Origin of the sequence: Marinobacter santoriniensis NKSG1, from assembly GCF_000347775.1 — a bacterium.
Lineage (GTDB): Bacteria > Pseudomonadota > Gammaproteobacteria > Pseudomonadales > Oleiphilaceae > Marinobacter > Marinobacter santoriniensis.
Window position 1 is genome coordinate 1 of record NZ_APAT01000022.1, and the last position, 14,216, is coordinate 14,216.

Genomic DNA, 14,216 nt, shown 5'->3' on the forward strand with positions numbered 1-14,216 from the left:
GTGATGATCTCCTCGATGCGGTACTGCACCAGGCTAATCTACAACAAGCCTGGAAGCAGGTTCGAGCCAACAAGGGAGCGGCGGGTATCGATGGCATGACCATTGAGGAGTTCCCCGCCTGGGTAAAGGTCGGCCACTGGACCGTGGTCGAGCAGTCGATTCGCTCGGGTGATTATCAACCATCGCCGGTAAGGCGGGTTGAGATCAGCAAACCGGACGGTGGCAAGCGTCAGCTTGGTATCCCGACGGTGACAGACCGGGTGATTCAGCAAGCCATTGCCCAAATTTTGGTGCCAGTCTTCGACCCGGGATTCTCAGCGGACAGCTACGGCTTCCGTCCGGGGCGGAACGCGCACCAGGCGGTGCGACGGGTACAAAGTGTTCTCAAGGAAGGGAGACGCTTTACCGTGGATGTGGACCTGTCGAAGTTCTTCGACCGGGTCAATCACGACCTGCTGATGACGCACTTGGGCCGCAAGGTTCGAGACAAGCGTCTGCTGGGATTGATTGCCCGGTACCTGCGAGCTGGGATTATCGATAACCAGCTCTATCTGGAGAGCCGCGAAGGTGTACCACAGGGTGGCCCACTGTCACCTCTGTTGGCCAACATCATGCTCGATCCACTGGATAAAGAACTGGAACGGCGGGGCCATCGGTTTGCCCGCTATGCGGACGACTTCACCATTGTGGTGAACAGCCGCCGTGCGGGCGACCGGGTGCTGGCCAGCATCAGCCACTTCCTCGAACACCGCCTGAAATTGACGGTCAACACCGCCAAGAGCCGAGTAGTCAGAACCAATGACAGCAAGTTCCTGGGCTTTACCTTCAAGGGAACCCAGATTCATTGGCACCCGAACACGCTGCGCACGTTCAAGCAACGTATCCGGGAACTGACGAACCGGAACTGGGGTGTATCGATGCACTATCAGCTTTTCAGGGTAAGCCAGTATCTTCGGGGCTGGATAAACTACTTTGGCATCGCCACCGGCTATCAACGCTGCTGCGATCTGGATCACTGGATCCGTCGTCGCGTTCGGATGGCCTACTGGCGACAGTGGCGAAAGCCGCGCACCAAAGTCAGGAGCCTGATGAAGTTGGGTGTGCATGTGCAGGCCGCAGTCGCGTGTGGCATTACCAGTAAAGGTCCCTGGCGCAGCTCGAAGACGCCGGGTATTCAACAGGCACTCTCTAATGACTACCTGAAAGCCGAGGGACTGGCATCACTGCGCGATGGATGGATCAAGCTTCACCATTCCCGGTGAAACGCCCTGTGCGGGGCCGCATGCAGGGTGTTGTGGGGGCTGGGGGTTAGATACCCCCGGCTACCCGATTAAGTGACTCAAATGCTGTAGCTGCTGTGACCATCAGCGTGCATTGAAATGCTACTACCACTGACCTGTCCGCTAAAATGAGAGCCCGAACTATAGTCGTAGCCGCTAAAATTATTGCCGCTGATTTTTAGCTGGATGTGCGATCCAACGCCATAATCGTACAGATTGCCCAGTTGGCCCTGGATATGGCAACCACGATCGTAATCGTAGATGTTGGCTTGAGAAGCCGATACCGACCCACTGATACTTATATGTTTTCCCTGGGCGTAATCATATACGGAAGATGATGACTTCCCAGAAATTGCGCTGCCTGCAATGTACGCAATACATGCCTTAACATTTGGATCCATCAGAACTCCTTTTCACTTAACGCTTGCAGCATGCGCGCCCACGGAATGGAGCCGAAGGTGCAATGTAATGGGCGTCGCCGTGCCTGCACTTGTTAGGCATTTTCTCCCTCCAGCTTTATTCCCATCGTCATTGGTGGAAAGACATGCCTGATTACAATTTTGCTTCCATCCTCTAGAACTAGGTCAAATTGATTGTTTGCGTTCTCGCCCAAGTAATCAGTTTGAATCACTTTTTCTACTCTCATCGGAAGACACGAAACTTCGAACCTCTCCGTAAAATTCGCTGCTTCAACGTTTTCTAATGCCAACCCCAGACTTGGATAGCGCCCAGAAATTTCCACTTCGCATGGCTGCACTGAGAAGACCGTTTTGTCCTCAAATTCCAAATTTAGGTCGTAGCAAATCAGAAAGCCCTCATTGGTATCGTCCTGCCATGCTGGATGAACCTTTTGGTGGTTCCTCCCAACTCGGACAGCCGAAAGGACCTTTCCACGTAAATTTCTGAAGTCAGCCATAAATATGCCTAACGCTTGCAGCATGCGCGACCACGAAATGGCGCCGAAGGTGCAATGTAGTGGGCGTCGCCGTGCCTGCATTTGTTAGGGCTTTGGACTGAATCCCTCCCGGCCATATTTCACAGATCCCATAAATAGCGAGACGAGAGAACGGCGACTGTTGAGAGCAATATTAATAGCCTTCCACAAGAAAATTAACCGCACAACGCTATAGAATAAGACTCTCCACTATCATCCACCTGCCTGACTGACAGGAAGGAAATTTTGAATTTCTTAGCTATGCTTTTCATCTCAGGAGTACATACTAAAGCACTCCACTTTTTCGTTAGGGATAAATTCTTCTCTCTTGAATTGGAGCCTTTAGCAAGTTCCATAGTGTCAGGTACTCTTATTTCTACCACATAATTATTGGTTGTGGTTTCAAATATACGAATTAATTTTAATTCTGGGTTTTTCTCAGTGAGATTCATAATTGCATGTTCTATTTGGTCTTGTGCTGAACCAACTGCATTTGCAACACCAAATACAAAAAACATGGCTATTGCCCATACTAGTATTCGCATCGATTAACCCTCATACTTTTTTATTCTGACAACACATTTAGTTACGTTTAAAATGTCAGCGCCACCGCAATTTAATAAATTTGTTCGCCCCTAATATTATTAATCTCAGTCTTTGTTCAATATTTTTTGCATTCTAAACGCATGTTCGCGTTCGAGAAAAAGATAGACAAGGCGGCAGTCGCCGAATTCACGCTGAAGTTCAGACTGACGCACAGGATGGTTTCCATACCGAAACGCTTTACCCGCATTCGCAGTGGTCAAGATTTGGTAGACTCCATAGCTCTTTGGAAAGGTGAGGCGCCCATCGGATTTGATGTCATTACAGGAAATTGCATTCTGCTCCAATGCCTGTATCGCTTGCTTTCTGGCCATGAGTTCTCCCCCTGTTGCTGAGCAATCTGCCACGGTTTTAGCTCCGTTGCCTCCTAACGCCCAGCACAGGGGCCGCAATGTAGGCGCGCAGCGCCGAAATGGAGGTCCAAGCCGCGAAGCGGCTGAGCCTGGTGCTGCTTGTTAGATTTATACCGTTTGATCAAGATGATTATTCCATACTTTTGCGGCTTCTTCGTGTGAATCTACACCTTCAAAGAATGCATTCACACATGTATTTAAATCAAAGTCGTCACAGTTTTCCCACTGTAGGTATTTCGGTTTATGAACTTTGAATTCTTCACTCTCTGTCGCGGGAGTGTACGGTATAGCCATTGTTGATTTCGAGCCAGGTGAAAAGTACGATCTCATTTCGATTATCAGTGCATCGAACTTTTTTTCTCCGATAGGGATTCGGCCATCAAATATTAATACTGCATCATTAGCGTCATCACTATTTTTATCAAGTCTAGCTCTACCTAATTCAACAGCCTCCTCCAATCTCTCTGTAACTAGGCGATTCATCACTCGCTCACCATTTTCATTATTTATTGCAAACATGGGAGTCAAAGTAGAGCCGTCACTTACACACCATATTCCATGCGCTGAAATGAATCCCGCTAATTTGTGCACTTCGATCATGGTTCTAATTCCCGATAAAATCTAACGCCTGGGCTCAGCGGCCGATTTGTAGGCGCACCGCGCCGGAAAAGCGGTCCGCTGCAGCCCCTGGTTAAGTTGCATTTGCCACCATATTCTCGAACTGGGACTGGTACTTCTCCAGTTTTAAGGGGCTACAAGAAGGGCATACAAAAGGCTTGCGTTTACCTATGACCATTGCCTGATCAGCACCGCAGTTGTCGCATTTTAGGTTGCTGTAGATATAGGGCGCAAAATGAGTGCATTTAACTTGACTACATTTGGCTTTTAACGCTGCATATTCCTCCGTTGGAAACTGGTTTGACACCTGTAGTTCTTTGAGCCTGCGCAGATTTTCTACGAAAGAGAGGCTTTCATCTGCAACCTTCAAGTTGGTAATATGCAGCAACTCAAGATGCTTTAAGTTAGCAAGCGGAGTCAGCGTGTCCAGCTTTAAAGCTGTATCCATGCTCCCCGTCAAGCAGAGCATTTCCAGCCCCTCAAGCGACCCGATCTCATCTATGTTTCTGATCTTAGGAAAATGCTCTAGTCCCAGAACACGAAGTGATTTTAGAGCAGATAATTCCGTCAGCTTGGTCGCCTTAGTATTTCCCCAAATTAGAAGTGTGCGGAGGTTCGGAAAGCTACCCAGTATTGAAAGCGTCGGCGTCCGGAGGTCATGAATAACTAAGGTCTCGACTCTATCCATCTTTGGCACAAGGGCTGCTTGCTTTTCATTGACGCCAGATAGCCAGAGACTCCTCAACGCAGTGAATTTGTCTAAGGCTGTTATATGTTTGGCCTTTCCAAAACACGCAACATATCTCGAATCCAGCGGTAGCTGGGATAAATCATCTGATACGGCAGTTTCTGATTTTGTAAGCTCAAAAGGGAACTGCATTACTTTCCTTGCAACTTAACGCTTGCAGCATGCGCGCCCATGAAATGGAGCCAAAGGCGCAATGTAATGGGCGTCGCCGTGCCTGCATTTGTTAGAGTTGATCTTTGTTGTATGCTAGACCTTTAACCACGTATCCAAGCTCCGATCGCTTAACCAGCAGCTCAACTTCTATTTCCCTATCAGGAAGAAAATTATACGTCCGCTCAGAAATACAGTAAAAGAACAAATAGCGGCTAAATGAATCGAACTCTAATCGATGCCGACAACTCCACCCTCGTCGCCCTCTCGATTGTTTTTTTACTTCAGCAATCAAAGTCGCATCTTCACCAAAAACTTCTGTAAACAACTTGGGAACGAAAAATGCCGAATTCACCCAAAAAAACCAAAAAAATAATATGGGCATTCCTATAAATAGCGATAATTCTTTTAACCCTTTCGGAAAAAGACTGGATTCTCTGAATGAACAAAAAACTCCCTTGGTATATAAAACCCAATAAATTAGGCACAAAAATATGATCAGGCCTAACGATATATATACCGAAATCTCAGAAATTACAGGATCAACCACGAAATCATGTGAAAACAATGAAAAAAGTAATCCAATACTGGATACTCCTCCAACCACCCCTAAAACTTTATGATCTAAAGAAATACTTTTTCTCGCTATCCTCATCGCCGACCTTTCTTGAACTCTAACATTTGTATATGAGTCCCAACGACCACTTTCCCCACGACTCATATCTCAATTTTAATTCTTTCCAAAACTAGGCAGAAAATCCCGTAAGGTCAAACACTTCCTTCACTTTTGGGGTCAGACTCCCAAAATAAAAATATTCACCAAGACGACTATCCCCCACCCAATAACTGGTTTCTATCCAATTGTTTTGTTTGAAAATTCAACCGATTCAATAAAACGCCCCCAGTTCACGGTCATCTTGATCGCTTTTCCGTTGCAGCAACACGCCGGCACAATTAAACTGTACATACATACAGTTATCAGAAAGGAACGCTGTCATGGATGACATCCCCACCCCACTACCTGCGGTTCCTATCCGGTTTATGGACCGGTTTCGCGCCTTTATCCGCGCTCGTCAGCTGGCTTACCGCACCGAAAAAACCTACTGCCTCTGGGTACGGGAGTTCATTCGGTTTCACGGTGCCCGCCACCCGGAAACCATGGGCGCAGAGGAAGTGAACGCCTGGCTCAGCCATCTTGCCAACAATCGAAACGTGTCGGTGAACACGCAAAAAACCGCTCTGAACGCGGTGGTGTTTATGTATCACCAGTTTCTCGGCCGTGAACTTGGCAAGCTGCAGTTTACCAACACCACCCAGGCGCGTCGGCTGCCCACGGTGTTCAGCCATGATGAAGCCATGGCGGTGCTGTCCAACATGCAGGGTACTCATAAGCTGTTGGCGAGCCTGATGTATGGTTCGGGGCTTAGGGTGATGGAGGCCACCCGGTTGCGGGTTCAGGACGTGGATTTTTCCGAGCAATGCCTGTTTGTTCGGGAGACCAAGGGCGACAAGTGGCGGCGAACGCTGTTGCCAAGCTCGCTGACCGAAGGGTTGCGGAATCAGGTTGAATTCGCGTTGGCGTTGCATCGGCAGGATCTGGACGATGGGTTCGGGGAGGTGTATCTGCCGAATGCCTTGTCGAAGAAGTATCCCAATGCCGCCCGCAGTCCGGCCTGGCAGTATGTGTTCCCGGCACATCGCTTGTCAGTGGACCCTCGCTCTGGCGTCCGCCGGCGCCATCACATTGGCGAGCAACAGGTTCGTCGTTCGGTGAATGCCGCCATCCGCGCTGCCGGCATTCGTAAGAAGGCGAGTTGCCACACCTTTCGCCACAGTTTTGCGACCAATCTGCTCAAAAGTGGCACAGACATCCGCAGTATTCAGGAGTTGCTGGGCCACAATGACATTTCTACCACCCAGATCTACACCCACGTGATCGGCAGCCATCAGCGTGGGATCAGTAGCCCCCTGGATCCATGAGCTTCCGGCTTGGCGGTGGTGTAGTGGGCGGAGACGCCCGGTCGGTCGCAGTTCACCACTCCAACTGAGCCCCGGTCTGGTACTCAATTACCCGCGTCTCAAAGAAGTTCTTTTCCTTCCGCATCGTCGCCTGCTCATCCAGCCAGGGTGAGACGTTTCTGGCGCCTGGGAACGGCTCGTCCAGGCCTACGGTTCGGGCTCGCCGGTTCGCCACAAAACGGAACTGTTCGCTGTGGTACTCGGCGGAGTAGCCCAGGATAGGATCGCGCAGGATGTAGTTGGCGTAGGCGGTTTCGGCGGCTTCGGATTCGTCCCACATATCGCGCACGGCCTTGGGGTCCAGGGTGATGTTTTCCTCTTCGAGAATCTGGTTCACCACTTTCAGGCCGAAGGAGAAGTGCATGGCTTCGTCCCGCAGGATGTACTGGAGCTGTTCGCCGGTGCCGCGCATGAGGCCCCGGCGCTGCAGGGCGAAGATCGGGCTGAAGCCGTTGTAGAACCAGGCGCCTTCGAACACTGCGGCGAAGAACAGGTAGGACATGATGAACTGCTGCAGGTCGTCCTTGTTGCGCAGGTTCAGGTCCGGTCGCATGGCGGCGTCCAGGCGGCGGTTGGCCACCTGGATCTTTCGGTGAATCTCGGGCACCACGCGGTAGCGGTTGTAGATTTCGCTCTGGTCGAGGTTGAGGGTTTCGATGCAGTGCTGGTAGGCCCAGGTGTGCATGGCTTCCTCGTACACCTGTCGGGCCTGGTAGATCTGCAGCTCCGGGGCGCTCATTTTCTCCATCACGGCCAGGCCGATGTTGCGCATGGCGAGGATGTCGGAGGTAGTGAGGTACGCCAGCACGTTTTCGTACACGTGCTTTTCCGGCGCGGTCAGGCGGTGGTGGTAGTCGTGAACGTCCTGGGCCATGTTGATGTCCAGCGGCGTCCAGTGGTTCTTGTTGGCGTTCATGAAGTACTCCCAGGCCCAGGGGTACTTGAACGGGGCCAGTTGGTTGATATCCGTCTCACCGTTGATCACCCGTTTGTCGTCCACGTTCACGGGGGTCGGGCCGCTGCTTGCGGCCGGTTTGCTTTCCGTATTCAGTTCGTCTTCCCAATTGAGCATTTGTCTGACCTCTTCTTTGTGGCATGCATTTTTGGTGGAGGAACCGGCCTGACATCCCCTCCCGAAAACCGCCCGTGAATACGTCCCTGTAGGGCTTGGCTGTGGCCATCCCTGGCCACAGACATTTTCGGGAGGGGATGCCAGCCCGGCTCTGCAGGCTTGGTAGATATCGTCTTTGGTGTATGTCAGTGGTTACTGACAGGCTTCGCAGTCCGGGTTGTCGATGCTGCACACCTGCGGTTGCGGGGCCGCGACCGGGGCGGCTTTTTCCGCCGCGCCGGTGGCGCCGAGGGAGCGCAGGTAATAGGTGGTTTTCAGGCCGCGTTCCCAGGCGAGCTGGTACAGGGCATCCAGTTTCTTGCCGCTGGGTTCGGCCATGTAGAGGTTGAGGCTCTGGGCCTGGTCGAGCCATTTCTGGCGCCGGGCGGCGGCTTCCACCAACCATCGCGGGTCGATCTCGAAGGCAGTGGCGTAGCGGGCCTTGAGTGCCGGGGGTATGCGGTCGATCTGCTGCACGCTGCCGTCGAAGTATTTGAGGTCGTTGACCATCACATTGTCCCACAGGCCTTCGGCTTTCAGGTCGCGCACCAGAGAGGGGTTCACCACGGTGAACTCGCCGGACAGGTTCGATTTCACAAAAAGGTTCTGGTACGCCGGTTCGATGGACTGGGACACACCAACAATGTTCGAAATGGTCGCCGTGGGCGCGATGGCCATGACGTTGCTGTTGCGCATGCCGTGTTTCGCGATGAGTTCGCGCACCGGGCTCCAGTCCAGACGGCTGTTGGTGTTGACTGACAGGTCCCTTTCCCGGCGGCTCTCTTTCAGCAAGTTGATGGAGTCGATGGGAAGGATGCCTTGTTGCCACAGGGAGCCTTCGTAGCTTTCATAGGCGCCGCGCTCACTGGCCAGGGCGGCCGACGCGCGGAGGGCGAAGTAGCTGAGCTGCTCCATGGCCACATCCGCGAATTCCACCGCTTCGGGGCTGGAGTACGGCAGGCCGAGTTTGTAGAGGGCATCCTGGAAGCCCATCAGGCCGAGGCCCACCGGGCGGTGTTTCAGGTTGGAGTTCCGGGCCTGGGGCACGGCGTAGTAGTTGATGTCGATGACGTTATCGAGCATGCGCACGGCGGTGGTCACGGTGCGTTCCAGCCGCTGCACGTCCAGTTCGCCGTCCCTGATGTGGGCCGCCAGGTTCACCGAGCCGAGGTTGCACACGGCGATTTCGTCGGCGCTGGTGTTGAGGGTGATTTCCGTGCACAGGTTGGAGCTGTGTACCACGCCCCGGTGCTGCTGGGGTGAACGCAGGTTGCAGGGGTCCTTGAAGGTGATCCAGGGGTGGCCGGTCTCGAACAGCACGGTGAGCATCTTGCGCCAGAGCTGTTTCGCGGAAACTGTCTTGTACAGGGTAATCTGGCCCTGTTCCGCCAGCGCCTCGTAGTACTCGTAGCGTTCCCGGAAGGCGTTGCCGTAGAGGTCGTGCAGGTCCGGGACGTCGCTGGGGGAGAACAGGGTCCACTCGCGGTCTTCGCGCATGCGTTCGATCAGCAGGTCCGGCACCCAGTTGGCGGTGTTCATGTCGTGGGTGCGGCGGCGTTCGTCGCCGGTGTTCTTGCGCAGTTCCAGGAATTCCTCGATGTCCAGGTGCCAGCTTTCCAGGTAGGCGCACACCGCGCCCTTGCGTTTGCCGCCCTGGTTCACCGCCACGGCGGTGTCATTGACCACTTTCAAAAAAGGTACCACGCCCTGGCTCTGGCCGTTGGTGCCCTTGATGTGGGAGCCCAGCGCACGCACCGGGGTCCAGTCGTTGCCCAGGCCGCCGGCCCATTTGGAGAGCATGGCGTTGTCGCGGATGGCGCCGTAGATGCTTTCCAGGTCATCCTGCACGGTGGTGAGGTAGCAGGAGGACAGCTGGGAATGGCGGGTGCCGCTGTTGAACAGGGTGGGCGTGCTGGCCATGTAGTCGAAGCCGGAGAGCAGGTTGTAGAACTCGATGGCCCGTTCGTTGGGGTCGTCTTCCTTCAGGGCCAGGCCCATGGCCACGCGCATGAAGAAGACCTGGGGCAGTTCCAGGCGGGCACCGTTCCAGTGCAGGAAATAACGGTCGTACAGGGTCTGCAGGCCGAGGAAGCCGAACTGCAGGTCCCGCTCCGGCTTCAGGGCGGCGCCGAGGCGTTCCAGGTCGAAGGCCGCCAGGGCCTCATCCAGCAGTTCGAACCGGATCCCCGCGTCGATGAACGCGGTCAGTGCCTGTGGGTAGATCTCCGCCAGCGGCAGGCTGATGGGCAGGCCGAGGACCGCGGCGTTTTCCAGGCGAAGCTGTTCCAGCAGCAGGCGGGCGGTAACAGCGCTGTAGTCCGGTTCCCGCTCGATGCGGCTGCGGGCGGTCATGACCAGGGCGGAGAGCACGTCGGCCTCGGCAATGCCGTCGTACAGGTTGGTCAGGGCGTCTTCCACCAGGGATTCGCCATCGATCCCGTCCAGACCGGCCGCAGCCTGTTCCACCTGGAGCTTCATCAGGCCCAGATCCAGCGGGGCGGTCTCGCCGTTGGCCTTTTTCACGGTCAGGTGCGGGTGGGCTTCCACCGGTTCGTCGATGGCCCGCTGGCGCGCGTGGTCTTCCCGGTAGAGCACGTAGGCGCGGGCGACTTTCTGTTCTTCGGCCCGCATCAGCGCCAGTTCCACCTGGTCCTGGATGTCTTCGATGTGGACCTTGCCTCCGGCCTTCAGGCGCCGTCGGATGGCCTGGACCACCTGATCGGTGACCCGGCGAACGGCGTCGTTGACCCGGGCGGAGCCAGCCGCCGGATCCCCTTCCACGGCGAGGAAGGCTTTGGTAACGGCGACACTGATCTTGGACGGGTCAAAGCCCACGAGGGTGCCGTTGCGTTTGATGACCTGAAGGGTCTGGGTATCGGTGTGCAAGATGGGCCGGGGCTCGGCCAGGGCAGAAGCGGACATGCGGTGTTCTCCTGAATACGCGTTGAATTCCATGTCCTTCGCGTACGCAGGCCGAACCGGCGGCACGGGGCCAGAGACTGGCGGGAGTGCATTGCCGTGTCCGTTTGCTGCTCACCTTGATGGGCCTGATGCAGGCGCCTGAGTCGCGAAGGTGCAGTCGCGCTGTCTCCGATGGGCTGGAAACAGCACCTCCCTGGCAGGTCTTCGGACTCAGGGGCGTGGATCGTTTGATCCGGCCTTGCGTGGCGACTTCCCGGCTGGAGCCCCTGGTTACCTTCTGAGTCGCCTCTGGCTTTCAGAGCGTTTCACAATCAAGGCGCAACTTTGCAGTAAGGCCGGGGCCTTTCAAAAAGTTGCAACGCCGAGTATGAAGCGCTCTGAAAGCCCCGAAGGGCGCGCTCTGAAAACTGCATATGCTGTGTTGCGACTCTTGCCAAGGGCTAAGGCCATTGGCGGCGAGCCGCGCCTTGCATCTGCAGTTTTCAGAGCACGCAGAGGCGATTCAGAAGGTAACCAGGGGCTCCTTGCCAGTGTCATCTTTGCCACGCTCGTTCCCCAATACCGCTGCGCGTCAGTTCCGGACTCTCACCGGATTCCCGACTACCCGTGTTGATCACAGAATAATCACAACATCTGGTAGTTAACCAAGGATAGAAACACTATATACACGAACCAGGGGAAGGACAAGGCGGGCATAAAAAAGGCCCCCGGGTGGGGGCCAACTTCGTGACAGTATGACCACTCGCAATCAGTGGCTGATCATCCAGGGCCGCATGGAGGGAAACATCTTCTTCCCGTCGGCGGTGTAGAACAGCATGTGCTTGCCGTCCGATTTCTTCTTGCAGCCACAGCTCTTGCGGTGCTCGGCGTCCCGGGCCCGCTGGTCGGCGGTGGAGATGATCGGCTCATGGCGGGCCTTTTCGTTCCGGGCTTCCGCCTGCCGTTTGGCCGGGTCCATGCCCATGATATGGGGCGGCAGTGCAATCACCCGTGCAGACAGGGCCTTGCAGGTGGGGCACTCGGCCGGTTTGCCGGGCTCCGCCATGGTGCCCAGCTCCTGGAACAGGCCGTGGTCACGGCACTTGTAGTCATACAGTGGCATGGCTTACTCCTTGTCCGGTGACAGGGGTACGTCGGTGCCCGGCGTGACCTTTTTGGTCGGTCCTTCCGCCGTCGGGTTGATGTCGAAGTCGAAGATCTCGGTCGGCAGCCAGAGCGTCGCACAGGCGTTGGGCACGTCCACCACGCCACTGATATGACCTTCCACCGGCGCACAACCGAGCAGGGCGTAACCCTGGGCCTTGGTGTAGCCGAACTTGGTCAGGTACTCGATGGCGTTCAGGCAGGCCTGGCGATAGGCCACGTGCACGTCGAGGTAATGCTGCTGGCCTTCCTCGTCCACGGAGATGCCTTCGAAGATCACGTAGTCCTCGTAGCGAGGCTTGATGGTACTGGGCTTGAACACCGGGTTCTTGATGCCGTACTTGGCCACGCCGTCCTTGATCAGGTTCACCCGAAGGTGAATCCAGCCGGCCATCTCGATGGCGCCGCAGAAGGTAATCTCGCCGTCGCCCTGGCTGAAGTGCAGGTCGCCCACGGACAGGCCCGCGCCTTTCACGTACACCGGGAAATACACCTTGGAACCGCGGCTCAGGTCCTTGATGTCGCAGTTACCGCCGTGCTCACGGGGCGGCACGGTCCGCGCCGCTTCGCCGGCGGCAGCCTTGGCCGCATCGCCCGCCAGCTTGCCCAGGTGGGCGGTGTCGGCGAACGGCAGGTTGGCCAGGCCCGGTACACGGTCCGGATCGGTATCAAACAGTTCTTTCTCCCGCTTGTTCCACTCCGCCAGCATTTCCTTGGAAGGCAGGCAGCCGATCAGGCCCGGGTGGATCATGCCGGCGAATTCCACGTTCGGGATGTGGCGGGATTTGGTGAACATGCCGTTGAAGTCCCAGATGGACTTCTGGGCCTCGGGGAAGTGTTCGGTCAGGAAGCCACCGCCGTTCTGCTTGGAGAAGAAACCGTTAAAGCCCCACTGGCTTTCCTGGAAGGCACCGATGTCCAGGATGTCCACCTCCAGCAGGTCGCCGGGCTCGGCGCCCTCCACGCCCACCGGGCCGGAGAGGAAGTGCACCTGGGTCAGGTCGACGTCGCGCACGTCATCGGCGCAGTCGTCGTTCTTGATCTGGCCGCCGGTCCAGTCGTAACACTCGAGGATAAAGTCGTCCCCGGGCTTGACCGTCGCCGCCATGGGAATATCCGGGTGCCAGCGGTTGTGGATGTTCTCGTTCTCGTACGCGGATTTGCTCAAATCGATCTTGATCAGTGTTTCGGCCATAACGGTCGCTCCTCGGTTCTTGGCTTGACGTTATCCACTATCGGCGATCGCTGCCGGGGGCGGTATTCGCGAAATGCCCCCGGCACCTACGTCATTCGACGTATTGGCCCACCACCACGCCGCCGTCCTTCAGCTCCGCGGAGAACCGCGAACACTCCGGGTACGCCAGCAGTGCCCGGGCCACCGCGGGTTCCAGCCGCTGGCGAAACGCCCGCAGCATTTCCCGGGCGCCGTAGCGGGCGTCATAACCGCGACACAGCTCCGAGCGCAGGGCCGGTGACAGGGTCAGTTGGGCGTGCTTGCGGGACAGGCGCTTGTTGAGCCCCGCCAGCTCGATGTCCAGCAGGGCCTCCAGCCAGTTGTCGGTGAGTGAGTTGAAGGTGAGGATCTGGTCGATCCGGTTGAGGAATTCGGGGTCGAAGTGCCGGCGCAGTGCGGTGTCCCGGATCGCATCGCCCGAACCGGGAGACAACCCGAGCCATCGTCGCCAGCCCTTGCGGAAGCGGTGCTGGTGGGCCTCGGCGTCCAGCGCACCGGCGTTGCTGGTCATGAAGATCAGGGTATTGCGGAAATCGATTTCCCGGTTGCCGGAGGGAAACACCAGCCGGCCGGTATCCAGCACATTCAGCAACGTGCGGGTCACCTCCTTGCTGGCCTTCTCAATCTCGTCGAACAGCACGATCCCGGGTTTGCTGAACGAGCCCTGCACCTTGTCGAGATCGAACAGGCTGTGGCCTTCCTTGCTGCCCACGTAGCCGGGCGGTGCACCGGTCAGCGCGGCGGCGTAATGCTCCTGGGCCAGGGTGTTCATGTCGATCCGGCACAGGCCATCGCGATTGCCATGGATGGCCTCGGCAATCAGCCGCACGGTCTCGGTCTTGCCCACACCGGTGGGCCCCAGGAACAGGTGTACCGCCAACGGCCGGCTCTCCTCGCCGATATCGGCCTTCACCCGCACCAGCATCGACTCCAGGGCCACCAGCGCGTCGTCCTGACCAACAATGTTCTCCCGCAGACGGGCCATCACGGCCTCGGGCTCGAAGCGGAACCGGGAAGCACGAACCGGGCCTGAAGCGGCCCGGTTCTTTGCAATGGACTCCCGGTTGGCTTCCAGCCGTTCATTGATAAACGGCATCAACG

14 protein-coding genes are annotated in these 14,216 nt (G+C 56.2%); 2 read left to right on the forward strand and 12 right to left on the reverse strand.

The window, feature by feature from the left end; all coding sequences use genetic code 11:
* Window positions 1-1,262, forward strand: a 1,262-nt coding sequence (ltrA, locus tag MSNKSG1_RS14230; protein WP_008939985.1) for a group II intron reverse transcriptase/maturase, incomplete at its 5' end; no start/stop codon positions are given.
* A 77-nt stretch (window positions 1,263-1,339) separates the two neighbouring features.
* Here the strand turns inward: ltrA and MSNKSG1_RS18975 are convergent.
* The 7 genes from MSNKSG1_RS18975 to MSNKSG1_RS19150 all read right to left on the reverse strand — a co-directional run bounded on the left by MSNKSG1_RS18975 (window position 1,340) and on the right by MSNKSG1_RS19150 (window position 5,407).
* Window positions 1,340-1,681 (reverse strand): hypothetical protein, encoded by a 342-nt coding sequence (locus MSNKSG1_RS18975; RefSeq protein ID WP_083871096.1) that lies wholly within the window; start codon window positions 1,679-1,681, stop codon window positions 1,340-1,342.
* 92 nt (window positions 1,682-1,773) lie between these two features.
* Window positions 1,774-2,196 (reverse strand): hypothetical protein, encoded by a 423-nt coding sequence (locus MSNKSG1_RS14235; RefSeq protein WP_085681724.1) that lies wholly within the window; start codon window positions 2,194-2,196, stop codon window positions 1,774-1,776.
* Window positions 2,197-2,390: 194 nt separating this feature from the next.
* Window positions 2,391-2,759, reverse strand: coding sequence for a hypothetical protein (locus tag MSNKSG1_RS19140; RefSeq protein ID WP_152638789.1), 369 nt, complete (start codon window positions 2,757-2,759; stop codon window positions 2,391-2,393).
* Window positions 2,760-2,864: 105 nt separating this feature from the next.
* Complete coding sequence (locus MSNKSG1_RS14240) at window positions 2,865-3,131, reverse strand: hypothetical protein (RefSeq protein ID WP_008939987.1); 267 nt, start codon at window positions 3,129-3,131, stop codon at window positions 2,865-2,867.
* A gap of 147 nt (window positions 3,132-3,278) precedes the next feature.
* The gene (locus MSNKSG1_RS19145; RefSeq protein WP_008939988.1) at window positions 3,279-3,770 is read right to left on the reverse strand and encodes a hypothetical protein; all 492 of its coding nucleotides are present in this window, start codon (window positions 3,768-3,770) and stop codon (window positions 3,279-3,281) included.
* Window positions 3,771-3,861: 91 nt separating this feature from the next.
* Window positions 3,862-4,668, reverse strand: coding sequence for a leucine-rich repeat domain-containing protein (locus tag MSNKSG1_RS14250; RefSeq protein WP_008939989.1), 807 nt, complete (start codon window positions 4,666-4,668; stop codon window positions 3,862-3,864).
* Between the two features lie 91 nt (window positions 4,669-4,759).
* Window positions 4,760-5,407, reverse strand: coding sequence for a hypothetical protein (locus MSNKSG1_RS19150; protein ID WP_152638790.1), 648 nt, complete (start codon window positions 5,405-5,407; stop codon window positions 4,760-4,762).
* Between the two features lie 275 nt (window positions 5,408-5,682).
* On the opposite strand from MSNKSG1_RS19150, the gene MSNKSG1_RS14255 reads away from it, so the two are divergent.
* Window positions 5,683-6,666 (forward strand): integron integrase, encoded by a 984-nt coding sequence (locus MSNKSG1_RS14255; protein WP_008939990.1) that lies wholly within the window; start codon window positions 5,683-5,685, stop codon window positions 6,664-6,666.
* A 52-nt stretch (window positions 6,667-6,718) separates the two neighbouring features.
* On the opposite strand, the gene MSNKSG1_RS14260 is transcribed toward MSNKSG1_RS14255, so the two are convergent.
* From MSNKSG1_RS14260 to MSNKSG1_RS14280, 5 genes are all read right to left on the reverse strand, one after another.
* Entirely contained in the window at window positions 6,719-7,966 is a 1,248-nt protein-coding gene (locus MSNKSG1_RS14260) for a ribonucleotide-diphosphate reductase subunit beta (protein WP_319795855.1), read from the reverse strand.
* A gap of 3 nt (window positions 7,967-7,969) precedes the next feature.
* Entirely contained in the window at window positions 7,970-10,738 is a 2,769-nt protein-coding gene (locus MSNKSG1_RS14265; protein ID WP_008939992.1) for a ribonucleoside-diphosphate reductase subunit alpha, read from the reverse strand.
* 748 nt (window positions 10,739-11,486) lie between these two features.
* Complete coding sequence (locus MSNKSG1_RS14270) at window positions 11,487-11,840, reverse strand: zinc ribbon domain-containing protein (RefSeq protein ID WP_008939993.1); 354 nt, start codon at window positions 11,838-11,840, stop codon at window positions 11,487-11,489.
* Window positions 11,841-11,843: 3 nt separating this feature from the next.
* Complete coding sequence (fmdA, locus tag MSNKSG1_RS14275; protein WP_008939994.1) at window positions 11,844-13,076, reverse strand: formamidase; 1,233 nt, start codon at window positions 13,074-13,076, stop codon at window positions 11,844-11,846.
* Between the two features lie 91 nt (window positions 13,077-13,167).
* The gene (locus tag MSNKSG1_RS14280) at window positions 13,168-14,211 is read right to left on the reverse strand and encodes an AAA family ATPase (protein ID WP_008939995.1); all 1,044 of its coding nucleotides are present in this window, start codon (window positions 14,209-14,211) and stop codon (window positions 13,168-13,170) included.
* Window positions 14,212-14,216: the final 5 nt, after the last annotated feature.